We start from the raw sequence: 21,372 nt of genomic DNA on the forward strand, positions 1-21,372 counted from the left end.
GGCCGCAGGGCTGCTTCAGCGCTTGCGGCGCCGGCCCCTGCCGCCGCCGCGTGCGGGGAGAGCCGCAGCGGCCCCGCCGGACCCCGGCCGGTCGGCCGAGACGACCAGCGCCGCGAGCACGGTGGTCACCGGAACCGACGCGACCAGGCCGATCGAGCCGATCAGTGTCCGTACGATCTCCTCCGCGACCAGCTCGCTGTTGGCGACCGTGCCGACACTGCTCTGTGCGATCGAGAAGAGCAGCAGCAGGGGCAGTGCGGCGCCCGCGTACGCCAGTACGAGCGTGTTGACGACGGACGCGATGTGGTCGCGGCCGATGCGGATGCCGGCCCGGTACAGGGCGCGCGGGCCCATCGACGGGTCCGCCTGGTGGAGTTCCCAGACCGCCGACGTCTGGGTGACCGTCACGTCGTCGAGCACACCGAGCGAGCCGATGATGACGCCCGCGAGCAGCAGGCCGCTCATGTCGATGTCCGGGTAGAGGCCGTGGATCAGCCCGGTGTTGTCGTCCGTGTTGCCGCTCAGGAACGCCCATCCGATGAAGAGCGAGCCCAGCAGTCCGATCAGCAGCAGTGAGATGAGCGTGCCGACGACGGCGACGGACGTACGGGCCGTCAGGCCGTGGCAGGCGTAGAGCGCGATGAGCATGATGGCGCTCGCCCCGACGACCGCGACGATCAGCGGATTCGACCCCTGGAGGATCGCGGGGAGGATGAACAGCGTCAGCACCGCGAAGGACACGGCGAGCGCGATCAGCGCCATCAGGCCCTTCATCCGGCCGACGACGATCACCGCGAGCGCGAAGATCCCGGCCAGCAGAGCCATCGGAATTCCGCGGTCCACATCGGTCACCGAGTACTGGAGGTCGCGGGGCGCGTCGGGCGCGTACGCCACCACCACGCCCTGACCCTCGTTCAGCTGTCTCGGCGCGTCGGGCTGGACGATCTCGGTGAACGTGCGGCCTTTGTCCTTGCCGGACGTGACCTCGATCGTGGCCCGCTCGCAGGTGCCCTGCTGGGCCTGCTGGGCCTCGCGGCCGGACGGCGTGGACGTGTCGCCGGTGGGAGGCACCTCGGCGGCGTTCACGTCCTTGCAGTCGACCTGCTGCACATCCGTCACCTTGCCCGACACGGTCTGCCGGTCGAAACCGACACCCGTGCGCTCGTGCTCGGGCGCGCCGCCCGGCCAGAGCACGACGAGGCCGACGAAGACGGCCGTGGCGAAGGGGATCAGCACGGCCGCGATGACCTTGCGCAGGTGCTGGGAGACGGGCGCGGCGGGCCCGTGGCTGTGGGTGTGGCCATGGATTTCGGGCGTTGGCTGGGGGGACGTCACCGACCGATCATCGCAAGAACGGAGGGGGCCCTCTGGCCAGCGCGCCAGAAATGACGCTAGCGTGGGGGCACCTTTGCACACGCGGGAGCTCGGAGCACCGGGCTGAGAGGGTGCTGACCTCCGTACGGACATACGTACGGAAGCCGCTGCGCCGACCGCCGAACCTGTTACCGGGTAATGCCGGCGTAGGGAGTAGGTCTCATGACCACAGCGGATGCACACACGCCTGCCACCAGCCAGGACGGCCGCAAGCCGGGCTGGCACAAGGGATACGTCACGGGCCCCGAGGGCTCGCGCACGGACCTCCGCGTGCCGGTCCGTCAGGTGCACCTCACCAACGGGAAGGACGTGACGCTGTACGACACGTCCGGCCCGTACACCGACCCCACCGTCGAGACGGACGTACGCCGCGGACTCGCGCCGCTGCGCGAGAACTGGATCATCGGCCGCGGCGACACCGAGGAGTACGCGGGCCGCCCGGTCCGCCCCGAGGACGACGGGATCAAGCACACTTCGCCGCGCGGGGGCCTGCGCAACCTCGACGCGGTCTTCCCGGGCCGTCCGCGCCAGCCCCGCCGGGGACGCGACGGCCAGGCGGTCACGCAGCTCGCGTACGCGCGCCGCGGGGACATCACGCCCGAGATGGAGTTCGTGGCGATCCGGGAGAACGTGGCGCCCGAGGTCGTACGGGAGGAGATCGCGGCGGGCCGCGCGGTCCTGCCGGCGAACGTGAACCACCCGGAGATCGAGCCGATGATCATCGGCAAGCGGTTCCTGGTGAAGGTCAACGCCAACATCGGCAACTCGGCGGTCACCTCCTCCATCGAGGAGGAGGTGGACAAGATGACCTGGGCGACCAAGTGGGGCGCCGACACGGTCATGGACCTGTCGACCGGCCGCAACATCCACACCACCCGCGAGTGGGTGCTGCGCAACTCCCCCGTGCCGATCGGCACCGTCCCGCTCTACCAGGCCCTCGAGAAGGTCGACGGCCGGGCGGAGGAGCTGACCTGGGAGATCTACAAGGACACGGTCATCGAGCAGGCCGAGCAGGGCGTCGACTACATGACGGTCCACGCCGGCGTGCGCCTGCCGTACGTCCCGCTGACCGCCCGCCGCAAGACCGGCATCGTCTCGCGCGGTGGTTCGATCATGGCCGCGTGGTGCCTGGCGCACCACAAGGAGAGCTTCCTGTACGAGAACTTCGAGGAGCTCTGCGACATCCTCGCGGCGTACGACGTGACGTACTCGCTCGGCGACGGCCTGCGGCCCGGTTCGATCGCGGACGCCAACGACGAGGCGCAGTTCGCCGAGCTGAAGACGCTCGGGGAACTCAACACGATCGCCAAGCGGCACAACGTGCAGACGATGATCGAGGGCCCGGGCCACGTCCCGATGCACAAGATCAAGGAGAACATCGACCTCCAGCAGGAGATCTGCGAGGAGGCCCCCTTCTACACGCTCGGCCCGCTCACGACGGACGTGGCCCCGGCGTACGACCACATCACGTCCGGCATCGGGGCGGCGATGATCGCGTGGTGGGGCACGGCGATGCTCTGCTACGTCACGCCCAAGGAGCACCTGGGTCTGCCCAACCGGGACGACGTGAAGACCGGTGTCATCACGTACAAGATCGCGGCCCATGCCGCGGATCTCGCCAAGGGGCACCCGGGGGCGCAGGAGTGGGACGACGCGCTGTCGGACGCCCGCTTCGAGTTCCGCTGGGAGGACCAGTTCAACCTGGCCCTGGACCCGGACACGGCGCGGGAGTTCCACGACGAGACGCTGCCCGCCGAGCCGGCGAAGACCGCGCACTTCTGCTCCATGTGCGGGCCGAAGTTCTGCTCGATGAAGATCAGCCAGGACATCCGGCGTGAGCACGGCGGCACGCAGGACGAGATCGAGGCGGGCATGGCGGAGAAGTCCAAGGAGTTCGCCGCCGCCGGCAACCGGGTGTACCTGCCGATCGCCGACTGAGCGCCCGGCGGGCCCCTGTCGGGGGGCGGGGCCCGCCGGCCGGCCGGTAACAGAACAGGCAGGAGCGTTCCGCCACTTGATCGTTTCTGCCTGCGCCCCCCGGCACGGGCGGAATCGATGTGGCCCATGGAGTGGTGGGCGCCGCCGGCCCCGGCGCTGTTCCACCTGGCGCCGGTCCACGTCCACGGCCGTGCGTCGGTGGAACGCGCGGAGGCGCAGGCGGTGCGCCGGCTGAAGGGGTCACTCGGGTGTGTGGTCCGGGCTGCCGAAGTCGGGACCGGAGAAGTCAGGGCTGGAGAAGCTCGGGCGCGGCCCCGGCGTGGTGCCGCCGTCCGGGCCCGGACTGCTGTAGTCGGGCCGTGAGTACCCCAGGTCGGGGATGCGGCCGGTGGACCGGTGCGGCCCCGGGCCGGGCGGGTCCGGCGCCGCACAGGCCAGGGCTTCGCGCAGGAACGGTACGACGCCCCGTTCCAGCAGGGCGTGCCGCCAGGCTTCCCTGGCCCGGGCGACCTCTTCCGGGAGCCCGCTTCCCCGGTCTTCGGAGAACGCCGACGAGCCGTTGCGCAGAGCTGTCAGCAGCAGTCCGGCCGCGGCGACCAGGATGCCCACCGCCGTGAGCGCTCCGAAGAGCCAGCCCACCGTCAGCAGCGTCTGGGCGAAAACGGGTTCGGGCGTGAGCAGCGTGAGCAGGTAGCCGACGATCAGGAAGATCGCCGCGGCGGTCCCCGCGAGCAGCGGCGTCAGGACGGCGACGACGGCGACGACGCCCGCGCCCGTCGTCTCGGCGCTCTCCCCCATGGTGAGGACGGGGCCGGCGCGGCCGGCCGCCGCCGGAGGTGTGCGTACCTCCTCGCGGACCTTCACGTAGTGGTCGTACTCGGCGGCCGCGGCGGCGGCGATGAGCGCGCTGGCGTCCAACGCCATGGTGCGCAGCTGTGCGGTGGTGAGCCGCTGCCCGGCAGCGGCCGGATCCGGACGGTGACGAGCGGTGCGCAGTGCCTCGTCGAGAACGCCTTCGAATGCCGGGCGGTCCTCGGCCAGCAGGTGCGGAGCGCTGCTGTTCATGTGCATCCCCCGATGCTCCGTAGGGCCGGACAGCCCGCTCCGGGCGGGCGGTTGGGCGGAAACGGAGGAGAGCCTGCTACGGATAAGCCGATGGTAGAGCGCTCAGAGCACGGGGTGACAGGGGGTTTCCGGAAATTGGCGCAGTGGTAAGTGCGGCGTGTATATGGCCGCGTCCTCCCCGGCGGGGTTCAGTCGCGCAGGGGGAGCTGGACCACCAGCAGCTTTCCGGCCATGGTCACGCCGCCGTCCATGGCGATGGCGAGCCCGTCGGCGTACACGTGAGGTCCTTCCACGATCGGCCCCGCGTTCTCGTCGCCGTTGTCCGCGCTCTCGTTGCCCACCTCTCCCAGCAGGTAGGGAATGGGGCTGTGACCGTGGACGATGCGTTCGCCGCCGTACGCGCCGAGCAGCTCGCGCACCGCCTGGGCGCCGCCCTCGTCACGGAAGGCGAAGCGCTTGGTGAGCTTGCGGAAGACGTCCCAGCACTCGTCGGCGTCGTTGCGCGTGAGGATGTCGTGGACGGTGTCGTTCACGTCCTCGATGGTGTGGCCGTAGTCGAGGTAGGCCGTCGTGTCGGAGTGCGTCAGCAGGTGCGCGTCCTCCAGTGCGACCGCGTCGAGGCGGGACATCCACTGGAGGTGTACGTCCTGGAGGCGGTCCATGTCGGACTTCTGGCCGCCGTTGAGCAGCCAGGCGGCCTGGAAGGTCGCCGTGCCCGCACCGGAGTTGACGGGGGTGTCGCCGAACCGCTTGGCACCGATGAGCAGCAGCTCGTGGTTGCCCATGAGGGCCTTGCAGTAGCCGCCGGCGGCCGCGGCCTCGGCGGACAGCCGCATCACGAGGTCGATGACGCCGATGCCGTCGGGCCCGCGGTCGGTGAAGTCGCCGAGGAACCAGAGCCGGGCGTTGCCGGCGGCCCAGCGGCCTTCTGCGTCGATGAGCCCCTGTTCCGCGAGGGCGGCGAGCAGTTCGGCGAGGTAGCCGTGCACATCGCCCACGACGAAGAGCGGCCCGAGTCCTTCGCCGGCGGCGGGCCGCGGCTCGGGCCCGGTCTGTCCGGCCACCTGGACCGTGTCGCCCGGGCCGCCGCGGCTGATCACCGGCAGGTCGCGCTGCGTGGGGGTGTACCCCTCCGGCTCCTCGTCGGGGGCGTAGGCGCTCCCGAAGGCGTGCGGGTGCGGCGTGTGCGCGGGAATGGGGGCCTGTGCGTACGGCGGTACGCGGAAGTCCCGCAATGTAGCCGTCCGCACTGCGGGTCCCTGACCGGCCCCCTGTGTCATCGACCCCTCCACCACCGTCGCGCGCCGCCGTACACCTTCCGGCCTCACCTGGTCGTGGTGGGTCCGCAGTGTCGTGCGCCCATCATAGGAATGCGGCTCGTGCTCTGTGACGCACCAGGGGTGGTGAATCCGGACGCGTACGCGGTTCGCCGGTGGTTTCGTCCGAATTGGGGAGGTCAGTCCCCGGCGGGTGAGCGCGGTGGGCTCACCTTGGTGCGGTGCGCCCGGCGCTGTGAGGACGTCCGGACGATGAGTTCGGTCGGTATGACCTGCTCGACGGGACCGTCGGTGTTGATGCCCTCGATGGCGTCGATGAGGAGCTGGACGACGGCCGTGCCGATCCTGCGCGGCTTCAGCGAGAGCGTGGTGACGGGCGGTTCGGTGGCGGCGTACACGGTGGACTCGCTGCAGCAGACGAGCAGCAGGTCCTCGGGTACGCGCAGTCCGTAGCGGCGGGCGGCGGCGAGCAGGTCGGTGCCGTTGGGGTCGAAGAGCCCGTAGACGGCGTCGGGCCGGTCCGGGCGGGCGAGCAGCCGGTCGGCGGCGACGGCGCCCGCGCACGGGTCGTGGGCCGGGTAGGACTCGTACACCGGGTCCTGGCCGACGCGCTCGCACCAGCGCAGGTACGCGTCGGTGGACAGACGGGTGTAGGTGTCGGTGGTGTTGCCGGTGAGCAGCCCGATGCGGCGGGCTCCGGCGTCGGCGAGGTGGTCGAGCAGGCCGAGGACGGCTGCTTCGTGGTCGTTGTCGACCCAGGCGGTCACGGGCAGGGTGCCGGCGGGCCGGCCGTCGGAGACGACGGGAAGGCCCTGGCGTACGAGTTCGGTGACGACCGCGTCCTGGTCGGACGGGTCGATGACGACGGTGCCGTCGAGGGCGACGTTCGACCAGACGTCGTGCCGGGAGGTGGCGGGGAGGATGACGAGGGCGTATCCGCGGGCGAGCGCGGCGGATGTCGCGGCTCTGGCCATCTCGGCGAAGTAGGCGAACTCGGTGAAGGCGAAAGGTTCATCCCCGTAGGTGGTCACGGTCAGGCCGATGAGGCCCGACTTGCCGGTACGGAGGGTCCGGGCCGCCGCGGAGGGGCGGTAGCCGAGTCTCTCGGCGACCTCGCGGACGTGGCTGCGGGTGGCGTCCGGGAGCCGGCCCTTGCCGTTGAGCGCGTCCGAGACCGTCGTGATGGAGACACCGGCTGCGGCGGCGACATCCCGAATGCCCGCTCGTCCTGGCCGGGTGCTCCGCCGGTGGGTTTCCGTCCGGCTCACCTGATGCTTCCCTGCTGCTGTCATGGCGAGCCGATAGTAGGGCTCGGGCGGGTGGTGAGGGCGGGTGCATATGCAGTCGTTGACAGGCACGTTTCTGCAAGGGCTTAACGCGTTAATCACCTTGGATTACAAGGTAATTGACAGGAAAGGCGAGCCATTGGCACTTGTCGACCGGTGCGGCCCTGCCAAGTGGCCCACGCCTCGAAGAGGTCCCAACTCACCTTCACGGGGGACGCGCGCCACGGAGTGAGCCACGGGCGCGCGCCGGGGCGGGGAGCGCTCCCCCTGTCCTGTGCGCCTGCCATTCGCACGGGGCCGCAATCCTCATAAGGTGTGCAGTATTGGTGGTACGTACGGTCGAGGAGGACCCAGAGTGAGTGAGACGAGCCCCAAGCTGCGCGCGGTGCTGGACGGCATCCCCACTTACAAGCCGGGGAAGCCTGCCGCTGCCGGGGGACCGGTGGCGTACAAGCTGTCCTCCAACGAGAACCCGTACCCGCCGCTGCCCGGTGTGCTGGAAGAGGTGGTCGCCGCGGCCGGGAGCCTCAACCGCTACCCGGACATGGCCTGCACCGGCCTGATGAACGAGCTCGCCGACCGGTTCGGGGTGCCCGTGTCGCACCTGGCGACCGGCACCGGGTCCGTCGGGATCGCGCAGTCGCTGCTCCAGGCGACCTCGGGCCCCGGTGACGAAGTGATCTACGCCTGGCGGTCCTTCGAGGCGTACCCGATCATCACGCGGATCAGCGGTGCCACGGCGGTGGAGGTGCCGCTGACCGACGGTGACGTGCACGACCTGGACGCCATGGCCGACGCGATCACCGAACGGACCCGGCTGATCTTCGTCTGCAACCCGAACAACCCGACCGGCACGGCGGTGCGCAGGGCCGAGCTGGAGCGGTTCCTGGACCGGGTGCCCTCGGACGTGCTGGTGGTGCTGGACGAGGCGTACCGGGAGTTCGTCCGGTCCGTCCCGGGCGAAGAGGACGACGTGCCCGACGGCATCGAGCTCTACCGCAGCCGCCCCAATGTGGCGGTGCTGCGCACCTTCTCCAAGGCGTACGGCCTGGCCGGGCTGCGGGTCGGCTTCGCCGTCGCGCACGAGCCGGTGGCGGCCGCGCTGCGCAAGACGGCGGTGCCCTTCGGCGTGAGCCAGCTGGCACAGGACGCGGCGGTCGCCTCGCTGCGGGCCGAGGACGAGCTGCTCGGGCGGGTCGGTTCGCTGGTCTGCGAGCGCAAGCGGGTGTACGAGACGCTGGTCAAGCAGGGCTGGACCGTGCCGGACACGCAGGCGAACTTCGTCTGGCTGCGGCTGGGGGAGCGTACGGCCGACTTCGCGGCGGCCTGCGAGAAGGCCGGCGTCGTCGTCAGGCCCTTCGCGGGCGAGGGGCTGCGGATCACGATCGGTGAGGCGGAGGCCAACGACATCCTGCTGCACACCGCGGAGGCGTTCCTCAAGGAGCTGTAAATCACACGATTTGCCCTGCCTGGGTGCCCAGCCTTGGTTGTGGTGGACGTTTCGCCGCTTCTGCCTTGCTTTCCTGTGCCCTCGTGCGCCTTTTCGGAGGTGTTCGAGGGCACAGTTGTACCCCCCGGCTGGATGCCGGGAAACACGTGTGCGCCATACTGGTGCTTGTGAATGTGAACGCGTTCACAAGCTCCACAAGCTCCGAGGCGATACGAAGGAGAAGGCGACGTGGACCTAGCTCTGGCGCCGGAGACTCTCGCGCGATGGCAGTTCGGCATCACCACCGTCTACCACTTCCTTTTTGTCCCCCTGACGATCTCGCTGGCCGCGCTCACCGCGGGGCTGGAGACGGCCTGGGTGCGTACGCAGAAGGAGAAGTACCTCAGGGCCACGAAGTTCTGGGGCAAGCTCTTCCTGATCAACATCGCGATGGGTGTCGTCACCGGCATCGTCCAGGAGTTCCAGTTCGGCATGAACTGGTCCGACTACTCGCGCTTCGTCGGTGACGTCTTCGGGGCGCCGCTGGCCTTCGAGGCGCTGATCGCCTTCTTCTTCGAGTCCACCTTCATCGGACTGTGGATCTTCGGCTGGGACAAGCTGCCCAAGAAGCTCCACGCGGCCTGCATGTGGATGGTCTCGATCGGCACCCTGCTGTCGGCGTACTTCATCCTGGCGGCCAACTCCTGGATGCAGCACCCCGTCGGCTACCGGTTCAACGAGGAGAGGGGCCGTGCCGAACTCACCGACTTCTGGCTGGTCCTGACCCAGAACACCACCCTCAACCAGGTCTTCCACAGCTTCTCGGCGGCCTTCCTGACGGGTGGCGCCTTCATGGTGGGCATCGCCGCCTTCCACCTGATGCGCAAGAAGCACGTCCCGGTGATGCGGACGTCGCTGCGGCTCGGCCTGGTCACCCTGGCGGTCGGCGGTCTGCTCACCGCGGTCAGCGGCGACACCCTCGGCAAGGTCATGTACGAGCAGCAGCCGATGAAGATGGCCGCCGCCGAGGCGCTGTGGGACGGCGAGAGCCCGGCGCCCTTCTCCGTCTTCGCGTACGGGGACGTCGACAAGGGGCACAACGAGGTCGCCCTGGAGATACCCGGCCTGCTGTCCTTCCTCGCCCACAGCGACTTCGAGTCCTACGTGCCCGGCATCAACGACACCAATGAGGCCCTGCAGGAGAAGTTCGGCCCCGGCGACTACAAGCCCATCGTCCCCGTCGCCTACTGGGGCTTCCGCTGGATGATCGGCTTCGGCATGGCGTCCTTCTCCCTGGGACTGCTGGGGCTGTGGCTCACACGGAAGAAGTTCCTGCTGCCGGCCGCCCTGCGGACCGGGGAGGACGAGGTGCCGCATCTGGTGCTGCTGAGGAAGCCGCTCGGGCCGAAGCTCACCCGGCTGTACTGGCTCCTGGCCCTGTGGACGATGGCGTTCCCGCTGATCGCCAACTCGTGGGGCTGGATCTTCACCGAGATGGGACGGCAGCCCTGGGTCGTCTACGGCGTGATGCAGACCCGCGACGCGGTCTCTCCCGGCGTGTCCCAGGCCGAGATCATCACCTCGATGGCCGCCTTCACCCTGCTGTACGCCGTCCTGGCCGTCATCGAGGTCAGGCTGCTCGTCAAGTACGTCAAGGCCGGACCGCCCGAGCTCAGCACGGCCGACCTGAACCCGCCCACGAAGATCGGCGGCGACGTGCGTGACGCCGACAAGCCGATGGCCTTCTCGTACTAGGCCGAGGGAGCTGCACCGTCATGGAACTGCACGACGTCTGGTTCGTCCTGATCGCCGTCCTGTGGATCGGCTACTTCTTCCTGGAGGGCTTCGACTTCGGGATCGGCATCCTCACCAAGCTGCTGGCCCGCGACCGGCCCGAGAAGCGGGTGCTGATCAACACGATCGGCCCCGTCTGGGACGGCAACGAGGTGTGGCTGCTGAGCGCGGGCGGCGCGACCTTCGCCGCCTTTCCCGAGTGGTACGCCACGCTCTTCTCCGGGTTCTACCTGCCGCTGCTGCTGATCCTGCTCTGCCTGATCGTGCGCGGAGTCGCGTTCGAGTACCGGGTCAAGCGCAGCGAGGAGCGCTGGCAGACCAACTGGGAGCACGCGATCTTCTGGACCTCGCTGCTGCCCGCGTTCCTGTGGGGTGTGGCCTTCGGCAACATCGTGCACGGCGTGAAGATCGACGCCGAGATGGAGTACGTCGGCACCCTCGGGGACCTGCTCAACCCGTACGCGCTGCTGGGCGGGCTCGTCACGCTGAGCCTCTTCACCTTCCACGGCGCGGTCTTCGCGGGGCTCAAGACGCTGGGTGACATCCGGGAGCGGGCGCGCAGGCTCGCGCTCGGGCTCGGGGCCGTCACCGGGGTGCTGGCGCTTGCCTTCCTGGGCTGGACGCAGGCGGACAACGGCGACGCGGCGAGCCTCGTCGCGATGGCCGTGGCGGTGCTGGCCCTGGTGGCGGCGGTCGGGTTCACGGCGGCGGGACGCGAGGGCTGGGCGTTCGGGCTGTCGGGGCTGACCGTCGTGGCCGCGGTTGCGATGCTCTTCCTGACGCTGTTCCCGAACGTCATGCCGTCCTCGCTGAACGACGCGTGGAGCCTCACGGTCACCAACGCCTCGTCCACCCCGTACACCTTGAAGATCATGACCTGGTGCGCCGGGATCGCCATGCCGGTGGTGCTGCTCTACCAGGGCTGGACGTACTGGGTGTTCCGTAAGCGGATCGGCACGCAGCACCTCGCCGATGCGCACTAGTGGGAGATGTTTCACGTGAAACCGATCGACCCGCGTCTGCTCCGGTACGCCCGTGCCACCCGCTTCTTCCTGGGGGCCGTGGTGGTCCTCGGCCTTGCCGGGGCGGGCCTGGTCATCGCCCAGGCGATGCTCATCGCCGAGGTGGTGGTGGGCGCGTTCCAGCGGGGGCTCGACGGCTCGGAGCTGCGTACCCCGCTGATGCTTCTGGCGGCGGTCGCGGTGGGACGGGCCCTGGTGGCCTGGCTGACGGAACGCGCCGCGTACCGGGCGAGCGCGGCGGTCAAGTCCGAGCTGCGGGGGCGGCTGCTGGAGCGGGCCGCCGAGCTGGGGCCCGGGTGGCTGACGGGGCAGAGGGCGGGGGCGCTGGTGGCGCTGGCGACGCGGGGCGTCGACGCGCTGGACGACTACTTCTCGCGGTACCTGCCGCAGCTCGGGCTCGCGGTCGTCGTACCCGTGGCGGTGCTCGCGCGGATCGTCACCGAGGACTGGATCTCGGCGGCGGTGATCGTGGTGACCCTGCCGCTCATTCCGCTCTTCATGATCCTCATCGGGTGGGCCACCCAGGCGCGGATGGACCGTCAGTGGCGGTTGCTCTCGCGGCTGTCCGGGCACTTCCTGGACGTCGTCGCCGGGCTGCCGACGCTCAAGGTCTTCGGGCGGGCGAAGGCGCAGGCCGAGTCGATCCGCTCGATCACGGACGAGTACCGGCAGGCCACGATGCGGACGCTGCGCATCGCGTTCCTGTCGTCGTTCGCGCTGGAGCTGCTGGCGACGCTGTCGGTGGCGCTGGTCGCGGTCGGCATCGGCATGCGGCTCGTGCACGGGGACCTCGATCTGTACACGGGTCTGGTGATCCTGGTGCTGGCGCCCGAGGCGTACCTGCCGCTGCGGCAGGTGGGGGCGCAGTACCACGCGGCGGCGGAGGGGCTGTCCGCCGCGGAGGAGATCTTCGAGGTTCTGGAGACGCAGCCGCGAGGGCCGGCGGGTGACGCGGACGCTCCCGCGGGGCCGCTGCGGGTCGAAGGGGTGACGGTCCGGCACGCGGGGCGGACCGAGGCGTCGCTGGACTCGGCGTCGCTGGTCGTGGGGGAGGGCGAGACGGTCGCCGTCGTCGGGCCGAGCGGGGTCGGCAAGAGCACGCTGCTGAACGTGCTGCTGGGGTTCGCCCCGGTGGACGAGGGACGCGTGCTGGTCGGGGACGGGCCTCAGGCGGTGGACCTGGCGGACGTGTCGATGGAGCGGTGGCGCGAGCGGATCGCGTGGGTGCCGCAGCGGCCGCACCTCTTCGCGGGAACGGTCGCCGAGAACGTACGGCTGGCGCGGCCGGACGCGGACGACGCGGCGGTGGCGACGGCGTTGCGGGACGCGGGGGCGTACGACTTCGTGGCCGGGCTCCCCCACGGCGCCGAGACGCGGCTCGGGGAGGACGGCGCCGGGCTCTCGGCCGGGCAGCGGCAACGGCTCGCCCTCGCCCGGGCGTTCCTCGCGGACCGGCCGCTGCTGCTGCTCGACGAGCCGACGGCGAATCTGGACGGCGAGACGGAAGCGGGGATCGTCGACGCGGTACGGAGGCTGGCGGCGGGGCGGACCGTGGTGCTGGTCGTGCACCGGCCGGCGCTGCTGGCTGTGGCGGACCGGGTGGTGGAACTGACCCGTCCGTGCGGGGCGGGGGCGGGTGTGCGGGACGCGCTTCCCCTCGGAGCGGAAGGGGCTCCGGCCCTCCCGCCCGCCGGAGGAGGGACCGCCGGTGCCCCGGTGACGACCGTGGCCTCCGTGGCGTCGGTGGAGCCGGTGGGGGTGGGCGGCGGCCCCGTGATGGCAGAGGGTGCGGCCGGCTCCGGCGGGCGTGGGGTGCTGGGGCGGGTCCGGAAAGCCGCCGGGGAGCTGCGGGGGCGGCTGGGGCTCGCCCTGGGGCTCGGGAGCCTCGCGCTCGGATCGGCCGTCGGGCTCATGGCCGTGTCCGGGTGGCTGATCTCGCGCGCTTCCGAGCAGCCCCCGGTGCTCTACCTGATGATGGCGGTCACCGCGACCCGGGCCTTCGGCATCGGGCGGGCCGTCTTCCGTTACGCCGAGCGGCTCGTGTCGCACGACGCCGTGCTGCGGATGCTCGCCGAGATGCGCGTCGCCGTGTACCGGCGGCTGGAGCGGATCGCGCCCGCCGGTCTGCGCGAGACCCGGCGCGGTGATCTGCTGTCCCGGCTGGTCGCGGATGTGGACGCGCTCCAGGACTACTGGCTGCGGTGGCTGCTGCCCGTCGGGACGGCGGTCGTCGTGAGCGCCGGGTCCGTCGGGTTCACCGCGTGGCTGCTGCCCGAGGCCGGGGCGGTGCTGGCCGCCGGGCTGCTCGTCGCCGGGGTGGGCGTGCCGTGGTTGAGCGGGGTGTGTGCCCGGCGGGCCGAACGGCAGCTGGCGCCCGCGCGCGGGGCGCTGGCGACGCGCGTCGCCGACCTGCTCGGCGCAGCGGCCGAACTGACCGTCGCGGGCGCGCTGAAGCGGCGCGTCCAGGGAGTCCGGGAAGCGGACGGGGTGCTGACGCGGATCGCCTCGCGGAGTGCGACCGCCACCGCCCTCGGCGGCGGGCTCTCCTCGCTGGCCTGCGGGCTGACCGTCGTGTTCGCCGCGCTCGCCGGGGTGCAGGCGGTGCAGGACGGGCGGCTGTCGGGGGTGACGCTGGCAGTGGTCGTCCTGACCCCGCTGGCCGCCTTCGAGGCCGTCACCGGGCTTCCGCTCGCCGTGCAGTACCGCCGGCGCGTCAAGCACAGCGCGGAGCGCGTGTACGAGGTGCTGGACGCGCCGGTGCCGGTGCACGAGCCGCGGACCCCCGCCGCCCGGCCCGCGTCGCCGTTCCCGCTGGAGGTACGCGGGCTGAGCGCCCGGTACGCCGGGCAGGAGCGGGACGCGCTGTCCGGCCTCGACCTCACGCTGGAAGCGGGCAGGCGCGTCGCCGTGGTCGGTCCTTCCGGCGCGGGGAAGACGACGCTCACGCAGGTCCTGCTGCGCTTCCTGGACGCGCGGGCGGGGACGTACACGCTCGGCGGGGCGGACGCCGCCGGGCTGGACGGCGACGACGTGCGAAGGCTCGTCGGCCTGTGCGCGCAGGACGCGCACATCTTCGACAGCTCGGTGCGCGAGAACCTCAGGCTGGCCCGGACCGACGCGACCGAGGAGCAGCTGAGGGACGCCCTCGCCGCCGCTCGGCTGCTGGCCTGGGTGGACGGCCTGCCCGACGGCCTCGACACGATGGCCGGCGAACACGGCGCCCGCCTCTCCGGCGGCCAGCGCCAGCGTCTCGCGCTGGCCCGCGCCCTCCTCGCCGACTTCCCCGTACTCGTGCTCGACGAGCCCGCCGAGCACCTCGACCTGGCGACGGCGGACGCGCTGACGGCCGACCTGCTCCGGGCCACCGAGGGGCGTACGACGCTGATCATCACGCACCGGCTCCGGGGGCTGGAGGCCGTGGACGAGGTGATCGTGCTGGACGACGGGCGCGTCGTCCAGCGTGGCGCGTACGCGGCGCTGGTGGAGGCCGAGGGGCCGCTGCGGCGGATGCTGGAGCGCGAACGGGAGGCCGAACCGGTCTGACCGGCCGAACCGCTGCACATCCGGCTTTTCTCTCGAAACGGTACTTACTAGGCTCGGGGGCATGCCAGTGCACGACGTGCCGGAACCGGAAGACCACCGCGAAGCCGCCGCGCAGGCGGCCCGCAGCCTTCAGGGCCTCTCCACCGAACTCACCGCGCGCGTGCCCCGGCTGCTGGAGGCCATGCGGTCCGTCGGCACGGGGCTCGAACTGCACTCCACCCTCGACCGGATCTGCGAGACCGCCGCGGAACTCGCCGACGCCCGGTACGCGGCGATCGGCGTCGTCGACCAGGAGCGCGATGGGCTGTCCGACTTCGTGACGTACGGCGTGACCCAGGCGCAGGCCCAGCGGATCGGGCGGCTGCCGGACGGCCACCAGGGGCTGCTGGGAGCCCTGGTCCGGCACCCCGAACCGGTGCTGCTCGGCGACCTGACGACCGACCCGCGCTTCGCCGGTTTTCCGGCGCACCACCCGGTGATGCGGACCTTCCTGGGCGTCCCCATCCGCGTACAGGGCGAGATCTTCGGCAACCTCTACCTCGCCGAGAAGAACGGCGGAGCCGAGTTCAGCGACTACGACCTGCACATGGTCCGGGTGCTCGCCACGGAGGCCGGCATCGCCATCGGCAACGCCCGGCTGTACGAGGCGGCCCGGCAGCGCGAGCGCTGGATCGACGGGTCCGTCGCCGTCACCACCGCGCTCCTGTCGGGCGGCGACGCCGACGACGCGCTCACCGTCGTCGCGGAACAGGCCCGCCACCTCGCCGACTCGGCCGCCGCGATGGTGCTGCTGCCCGCCGAGGAGGGCGGCCTGGAGATCGTCGCGGTCTCGGCCGACGACCCCTCCGAGTCGCTCGGCGTGGTCCTTCCGCCGGAGAGCCCGGCCGTCGCGCGGCTCCTCGACGGCGAGGCCGTGTTCATCGGCGACCCGGCCGGCGACCCCCTCATGGGCACGAGGATGGCGCGGCGGTACGGGCCGTGCATGCTGCTGCCGCTGCGCAGCGGCAGCAGGGTGCTGGGCGCCCTCGCCACCCCGCGCGAGCGTGGCGGGAAGCCGTTCACGGAGTCGGAGCGGACGCTGGCCACGCAGTTCGCCTCGCAGGCCGCGCTCGCGCTGATGATGGCGGAGACGCAGCGGGACCGGGAGCGGCTCGCGGTGTACGAGGACCGCGACCGGATCGCCCGCGATCTGCACGACCTGGTCATCCAGCGGCTGTTCGCCACGGGGCTGATGCTGGAGAGCGCTCAGCGCAGGTCCGTCGTGCCCGAGGTACGGGCCGGGGTGGGCAAGGCGGTGGACGAGCTGGACGTGACGATCCAGGAGATCCGTACGGCCATCTTCGCGCTCCAGCAGGGCCCGGCCGAGGCTCCCGTGGGGCTGCGCACACGCGTACTGCGGGAGATCAACACGGCGGCCGTGCCGCTGGGCTTCCGGCCCGCCCACCACTTCGTCGGCCCGGTCGACGCGCTGGTCGGCGAACTCACCGGCAAGAACCTCGTCGCGGCGCTGCGCGAGGCGCTGTCCAACGCCTTCCGGCACGCGCGGGCGTCCCGCATCGAAGTCGTCGTCGACGCCACCGCCGAGATGGCGGACGGCAGCCGCGGGGTGCGGCTCTCGGTCGCGGACGACGGTGTCGGCATCCCGGAGGGCGGCCGGCGCAGCGGACTGCGCAACCTCGAGCGGCGCGCCGAGTCACTGGGCGGGACGAGCCGGTGCGGGCCGGGGCTCGGGGAGGACGGCGGGGGCACGACGGTGGTGTGGGAGGCGCCGCTGTAGCGCCGTCGCAGCGCCCCGGATACGCCGTATGGCGGGACGACACCCGGTGGCGTGGCCCGGGTGCACGCAATCGCGGGACGGCCGGGACACGATCCGTGGATGCACCTCGGACCCTGCCAGCGGCTGCTCGTGCCGGTGCTGTGCGTGCTTCTGTGGCTTCCCGCGCCCGCCGCTGCCGCCACCACTGCTTTCGCCCCTGCCGCTGTCTCTCTTTTCCCCGCTTCCGCGGCGGTCGCGCCCGCCGGCGACGCCTCCCCCTCCGACGGGCCCGCCATCGGCGCCGAGGTGGCGCGGCTGTACGAGGAGGCCGCCCGGGCCGCCGAGACCTACGAGCGCGGCAGGCGCGCGGCGCGGGACCAGCGGACGAAGGCGCTGCGCCTGGAGCGGCTGATCGCGAAGGAGCAGCGCGAGATGGAGGGGCTGCGCGGGGACGTGGGCCGGATCGCGCGTGCCCAGTACCGGGCCGGTGGCGGAGGCGTCGTGTACGCGGCGAAGCTGCTTCTCGCCGACGACCCGCGGGAACTGGTGGACGGCCACCGGCTCGTCCGGCAGGCCGGGCTGGCCGTGGCCCGGACGCTGCACCGGGCCGAGCGGGCCGAGCGCAGGCTCGTCGAGGACGAGCGGCGGGCGACCGTCGCCTGGCGCGACCTCGACGTCCGTACGCTGCGGCTCGCGTCGATCAAACGGGGCATCGCGGCGAAGCTGGAGGAGGCCCGGTGGCAGCTCCAGGGCGAGGCGGACCGCAGTGTCGCGGCGGGGCGCTGCGCCGGCGCCGTACGGCTGGCGGAGCGGGAACCGCCCGCCACGCGCGCGTGGGTGACTCCCGTGGAGGAGTACGAGCTGTCCGCCGGGTTCGGCGGTACGGGGGCGCGCTGGAGGAGCCGGCACACCGGGCAGGACTTCGCCGTGGACATCGGCACACCGGTGCGGGCCGTCGGCGCGGGCCGCGTCGTCTCGGTCTCCTGCGGCGGCGCTTTCGGGATCGAGGTGGTGGTCGGGCACCCGGACGGCTACTACACGCAGTACGCGCACCTGGCCGGGGTCATGGTCGACCAGGGGGAGCGGGTGCGTACCGGACAGCGGATCGGGCAGGCCGGCACCACCGGCAACTCCTCGGGACCGCACCTGCACTTCGAGGTGCGGCTCACTCCCCACATGGGGTCGGCGATCGCTCCGGGGCCGTGGATGCGTGAGCGCGGGGCGGGTTTCTGAGGGGCGGCCCGGGAGGCTGCTGGTCCGGGGCCCCTCCCCTCGCGCGGCTACAGGCCGGCCAGGATCCGCTCGATGACCACCGCGACACCGTCGTCGTTGTTCGCGACGGTACGGCCGGACGCCGCGGCCACCACGGCCGGATGCGCGTTGCCCATCGCGTACGACGTGCCCGCCCAGGACAGCATCTCCACGTCGTTCGGCATGTCGCCGAAGGCCACGACCTCCGCGGGCGAGATGCCGCGCTCGGCGCAGCACTGGGCCAGGGTGCTGGCCTTGGAGACGCCGTAACCGCTGATCTCCAGGAGGGCGGTCGGGCTGGAGCGGGTGACGGACGCGCGCTCGTCCGCCGTGGCGCGGGCCAGGGCGAGGAAGTCGTCGGGGGACAGCTCGGCGTGGTGGGCGAGCAGTTTGATCACCGGGGCCCCGGAGCCGGGAGTCGTCTCGTGGAGGAGCTTCTCGGCGACGGCCACGGTCGCGCCCGGGTCGAGGTGGAACGGCGGGTACTCGGGTTCGTAGTGGATGCCGGTGGAGAGCTCGACCGCGAAGGAGGTGCCGGGGGCGGCGGCCCGCAGTGCGAGCACGACGGCGAGGGCGTCCTCGCGGGCCAGCGGGCGGACCTGGATCAGCTTGCCGCCGGCGTGCAGGTCGACGACGGCGGCGCCGTTGGCGCAGATCGCCAGGCCGTGGCCGTGGACGTGGTCGCTGACCACGTCCATCCAGCGGGCCGGGCGGCCGGTGACGAAGAAGACCTCGATGCCGGCCCGCTCGGCGGCGGCGAGTGCGGCGACCGTACGGTCCGACACGGACTTGTCGTCGTGCAGCAGAGTGCCGTCGAGGTCGGTCGCGATCAGCCGCGGGGTGGTGGTGCCGGCCGGAGCCGGCCGGGCCTGCTGGGGGTCGGTAGCTGAGGTCACGGATCCATCTTCCCGTATGAGGTGCACGGGCGTGCGAAGGGGCGCACATGTGAGAGCCTCCCCACAGAACCGGTCCGTCACCTTCCGTTACATTCTGTTACCGGTCCGCCGTCGTCTGTCGCTGTCCGGAGCCGGCCCGCCGTCGGCCCGCCGCTGTGCGGCCAAGACCGGCCGGACGCAAACACCTTCGGTGTTGTCAGCACCCGCCTCTATGGCTGCGGTCGATTCCGCGTCCTGTGCTTGCGCCGTCCACCTCACCCGCGCCCCGATTTCCGGAACGACCCCGCCGGCGGCCGGGGCGGGCGGCGTAGGGTCGGGGAATGCGTCTGAGTACCGTGATCCTTCCCATCCGCCGTTGGTCAGAGGGCGGGCGTGACGCCTGGCAGCGGGCCGAGCAGCTCGGCTTCCACACCGCGTACACCTACGACCACCTGTCCTGGCGGACCTTCCGCGACGGCCCGTGGTTCGGCGCCGTGCCGACCCTGACCGCCGCGGCCGGCGCGACCTCGCGCATGCGTCTGGGCACCCTCGTCACCTCGCCGAACTTCCGCCACCCCGTGACGCTCGCCAAGGACCTGATCACGCTGGACGACGTGTCCGGCGGACGCGTCACACTCGGCATAGGCGCCGGCGGCAGTGGATTCGACGCCACCGCGCTCGGCCAGGAGCCGTGGACCCCGCGCGAGCGCGCCGACCGCTTCGGCGAGTTCGTGCCGCTCCTGGACCGGCTGCTCACCGAGCCCGCCGTCACCCGGGCGGGCACGCACTACTCCGCCGTCGAGGCCCGTAACATCCCCGGATGTGTTCAGGGCCCCCGGCTCCCCTTCGCCGTCGCCGCGACCGGCCCGCGCGGGCTGAAGCTCGCCGCCCGGTACGGCCAGGCCTGGGTGACCACGGGCGACCCGAAGCTCTTCGAGTCCGGTACGCCCGCCCAGTCGGAGGAGGCCGTCCGCGGCCAGATCGCCAAACTGGGCACCGCCTGCGCCGAGACCGGCCGGGACGCCGCCGAGCTCGACAAGATCCTGCTCACCGGCTTCACCCCGGAGAGGAACGGTCCGCTGGAGTCCCTCGACGCCTTCGTCGACTTCGCGGGCAGGTACTTCGCACTCGGCTTCACCGAGATCGTGCTCCACGCCCCGATTCCCGACTCGGACTTCGCGGCCGACGAGAAGGTCTTCGAGCGGATCGCGACGGAGGCACTCTCCCAGCTCGGCTCCTGACCGTCAGGCCGGGGCACCGGCCGGGACACCGGTCGGGACACTGGTCGAGACGCCGGCTGAGACGCCACCCCGGTGGGAAAGTTCCGGTGCCCCATGCCGGTGTTCCATGCCGGAGATCACGCGGCGTGCCTAGGCTGGCCCGTATGGACGGGGAAACGGTTTTGGCGGCCCTCAGGGCCGAATCGCAGCGCCTGTACGAGAAGGTCTGCGGGATCCCGGAAAGGGAGTGGGACCGGCCGAGCCCGTGCGGCCCCTGGACCGTGCGCGAGGTGTTCGCCCACCTGACGATCACCGTCGGCCGGACCGGCGACATGCTGGCCGGGCCCGAGCCCGAGCCGTCGGGTGTTCTGGTGACGGCCGCCGGTTACTACGCGCCGGACGAGCGCTTCTCGCCGCGGAGCAACGACCTGCGGGTCGAGGCGGCCCAGGAGTCCGCCGCCGTGTACGCCGACGGCCGGGCCCTCGCCGAGCACTTCGACGCCGTCTGGCGCTCCGTGACCGCTGCCTGCGCCAAGGAGCCGCCGGAGCGCCAGGTCCGTACCCGGCACGGCGACCCGATGCTGCTGTCCGACTTCCTCGTCACGCGGGTCGTCGAGGTGTGCGTGCACGGTTTCGACGTCGCGGCGGGGCTCGGCCACCAGCCGTGGCCGACCGGGGAGGCGGCGGACGTGGTGGCGCGGCTGCTGCTGGACGGACGCCCGTACGACCGGCCGGTCACGGTGTCGGGGGCGGGCTGGGACCGTACGAAGTTCCTGCGCAAGGCGACCGGCCGGCTGCCGATGTCCGCGGCCGAACGCACCGCGGCCGAACGCCACGGGCTGCGCCGGCTGACGCTGGGCTGAGGCCGGGGCCGGGGCCGGGCCTCAGCGCGGAAAGCGCAGGAACCGCGGCGGTACGGACGCGGTGAGCCATACGCCGTTGTCGCTCACCCGGAACACATGGCCGGCGCGGTGCATGGCCCCGGCGTCGACGCTGATGACGACCGGGCGGCCGCGCCGGGCGCCGACGCGGGTGGCGGTCTCGCGGTCGGGCGAGAGGTGGACGTCGTGGCGGGCCATGGCGCGCAGGCCCTCGGCCCGGATCGCGTCGAGGCTGCGGGCGACGGTGCCGTGGTAGAGGTACGCCGGAGGCTCGGCCTCCGGAAGCCCCAGGTCGATCTCCACCGTGTGTCCCTGGACAGCACGGATCAGTGGGCCGTCGACCGCGAAACGCTGTTTGTCGTTGACGGCGACGACATGGTCGAGCTCGGCCCGGGTGAAGGGGAAGCCGTGCCCGGCGGCGGCCCGGAGCAGGGCCTCGATCTCCACCCAGCCGTGCTCGTCGAGCACGATCCCGATCCGGTCGGGCCGGTGCCGGAGATGGGCCGAGAGGTACTTCGACACCTTTGTGGTGCGTCTTTCATCCATCTCACCAGGGTGCACAGCGAGACGAGCATCACGCCACTTCATTGAGCAAGCAGGTTTGATCCACAGGCAAGTCGGGTTTTGCACAACGGATTTGATGCGTCTGTGGATAACTCGC

General features: G+C 71.7%; 15 protein-coding genes. 9 read left to right on the forward strand and 6 right to left on the reverse strand.

The window, feature by feature from the left end; genetic code table 11:
• Nucleotides 1-15 precede the first annotated feature (15 nt).
• Complete coding sequence (locus ACWD0Y_RS06595; protein ID WP_450259326.1) at nucleotides 16-1,335, reverse strand: YibE/F family protein; 1,320 nt, start codon at nucleotides 1,333-1,335, stop codon at nucleotides 16-18.
• 201 nt (nucleotides 1,336-1,536) lie between these two features.
• On the opposite strand from ACWD0Y_RS06595, the gene thiC reads away from it, so the two are divergent.
• Nucleotides 1,537-3,312: a phosphomethylpyrimidine synthase ThiC gene (gene thiC / locus ACWD0Y_RS06600; protein WP_450259327.1), complete on the forward strand. Its 1,776-nt coding sequence runs from the start codon at nucleotides 1,537-1,539 to the stop codon at nucleotides 3,310-3,312.
• Nucleotides 3,313-3,552: 240 nt separating this feature from the next.
• Here the strand turns inward: thiC and ACWD0Y_RS06605 are convergent, their stop codons facing one another.
• The 3 genes from ACWD0Y_RS06605 to ACWD0Y_RS06615 form a co-directional block, all read right to left on the reverse strand.
• Nucleotides 3,553-4,383, reverse strand: a complete 831-nt coding sequence (locus ACWD0Y_RS06605; RefSeq protein WP_450259328.1) for a hypothetical protein — start codon at nucleotides 4,381-4,383, stop codon at nucleotides 3,553-3,555.
• Nucleotides 4,384-4,565: 182 nt separating this feature from the next.
• Entirely contained in the window at nucleotides 4,566-5,657 is a 1,092-nt protein-coding gene (locus ACWD0Y_RS06610) for a metallophosphoesterase (RefSeq protein ID WP_450259329.1), read from the reverse strand.
• A 176-nt stretch (nucleotides 5,658-5,833) separates the two neighbouring features.
• Nucleotides 5,834-6,946, reverse strand: a complete 1,113-nt coding sequence (locus tag ACWD0Y_RS06615; protein ID WP_450259330.1) for a LacI family DNA-binding transcriptional regulator — start codon at nucleotides 6,944-6,946, stop codon at nucleotides 5,834-5,836.
• Between the two features lie 349 nt (nucleotides 6,947-7,295).
• Here ACWD0Y_RS06615 and hisC point away from each other — a divergent pair, with 349 nt between their 5' ends.
• The 6 genes from hisC to ACWD0Y_RS06645 all read left to right on the forward strand — a co-directional run bounded on the left by hisC (nucleotide 7,296) and on the right by ACWD0Y_RS06645 (nucleotide 17,717).
• Complete coding sequence (gene hisC / locus ACWD0Y_RS06620; RefSeq protein ID WP_450259331.1) at nucleotides 7,296-8,390, forward strand: histidinol-phosphate transaminase; 1,095 nt, start codon at nucleotides 7,296-7,298, stop codon at nucleotides 8,388-8,390.
• Between the two features lie 228 nt (nucleotides 8,391-8,618).
• Nucleotides 8,619-10,124 (forward strand): cytochrome ubiquinol oxidase subunit I, encoded by a 1,506-nt coding sequence (locus ACWD0Y_RS06625; RefSeq protein WP_450259332.1) that lies wholly within the window; start codon nucleotides 8,619-8,621, stop codon nucleotides 10,122-10,124.
• A gap of 20 nt (nucleotides 10,125-10,144) precedes the next feature.
• Complete coding sequence (gene cydB / locus ACWD0Y_RS06630; RefSeq protein WP_450259333.1) at nucleotides 10,145-11,146, forward strand: cytochrome d ubiquinol oxidase subunit II; 1,002 nt, start codon at nucleotides 10,145-10,147, stop codon at nucleotides 11,144-11,146.
• A gap of 15 nt (nucleotides 11,147-11,161) precedes the next feature.
• On the forward strand, nucleotides 11,162-14,728 hold the full coding sequence (gene cydD, locus ACWD0Y_RS06635; RefSeq protein ID WP_450259334.1) for a thiol reductant ABC exporter subunit CydD: 3,567 nt from the start codon (nucleotides 11,162-11,164) through the stop codon (nucleotides 14,726-14,728).
• 61 nt (nucleotides 14,729-14,789) lie between these two features.
• Nucleotides 14,790-16,505 carry a GAF domain-containing protein gene (locus ACWD0Y_RS06640; protein ID WP_450259335.1) on the forward strand — a complete coding sequence of 572 codons (1,716 nt, stop codon included), beginning with the start codon at nucleotides 14,790-14,792 and terminating at the stop codon, nucleotides 16,503-16,505.
• A gap of 99 nt (nucleotides 16,506-16,604) precedes the next feature.
• Nucleotides 16,605-17,717: a M23 family metallopeptidase gene (locus ACWD0Y_RS06645; RefSeq protein ID WP_450259336.1), complete on the forward strand. Its 1,113-nt coding sequence runs from the start codon at nucleotides 16,605-16,607 to the stop codon at nucleotides 17,715-17,717.
• A gap of 47 nt (nucleotides 17,718-17,764) precedes the next feature.
• On the opposite strand, the gene ACWD0Y_RS06650 is transcribed toward ACWD0Y_RS06645, so the two are convergent.
• On the reverse strand, nucleotides 17,765-18,631 hold the full coding sequence (locus tag ACWD0Y_RS06650; protein WP_450259337.1) for an HAD family hydrolase: 867 nt from the start codon (nucleotides 18,629-18,631) through the stop codon (nucleotides 17,765-17,767).
• Nucleotides 18,632-18,951: 320 nt separating this feature from the next.
• Here ACWD0Y_RS06650 and ACWD0Y_RS06655 point away from each other — a divergent pair, with 320 nt between their 5' ends.
• A complete protein-coding gene (locus ACWD0Y_RS06655; RefSeq protein ID WP_450259338.1) occupies nucleotides 18,952-19,851 on the forward strand; it encodes an LLM class flavin-dependent oxidoreductase in 900 nt (299 codons plus the stop codon).
• Between the two features lie 143 nt (nucleotides 19,852-19,994).
• Complete coding sequence (locus tag ACWD0Y_RS06660; protein WP_450259339.1) at nucleotides 19,995-20,693, forward strand: maleylpyruvate isomerase N-terminal domain-containing protein; 699 nt, start codon at nucleotides 19,995-19,997, stop codon at nucleotides 20,691-20,693.
• Nucleotides 20,694-20,714: 21 nt separating this feature from the next.
• On the opposite strand, the gene ACWD0Y_RS06665 is transcribed toward ACWD0Y_RS06660, so the two are convergent.
• Complete coding sequence (locus tag ACWD0Y_RS06665; protein ID WP_450259340.1) at nucleotides 20,715-21,257, reverse strand: RNA 2'-phosphotransferase; 543 nt, start codon at nucleotides 21,255-21,257, stop codon at nucleotides 20,715-20,717.
• Nucleotides 21,258-21,372: the final 115 nt, after the last annotated feature.

The organism is Streptomyces altiplanensis (assembly GCF_053591575.1).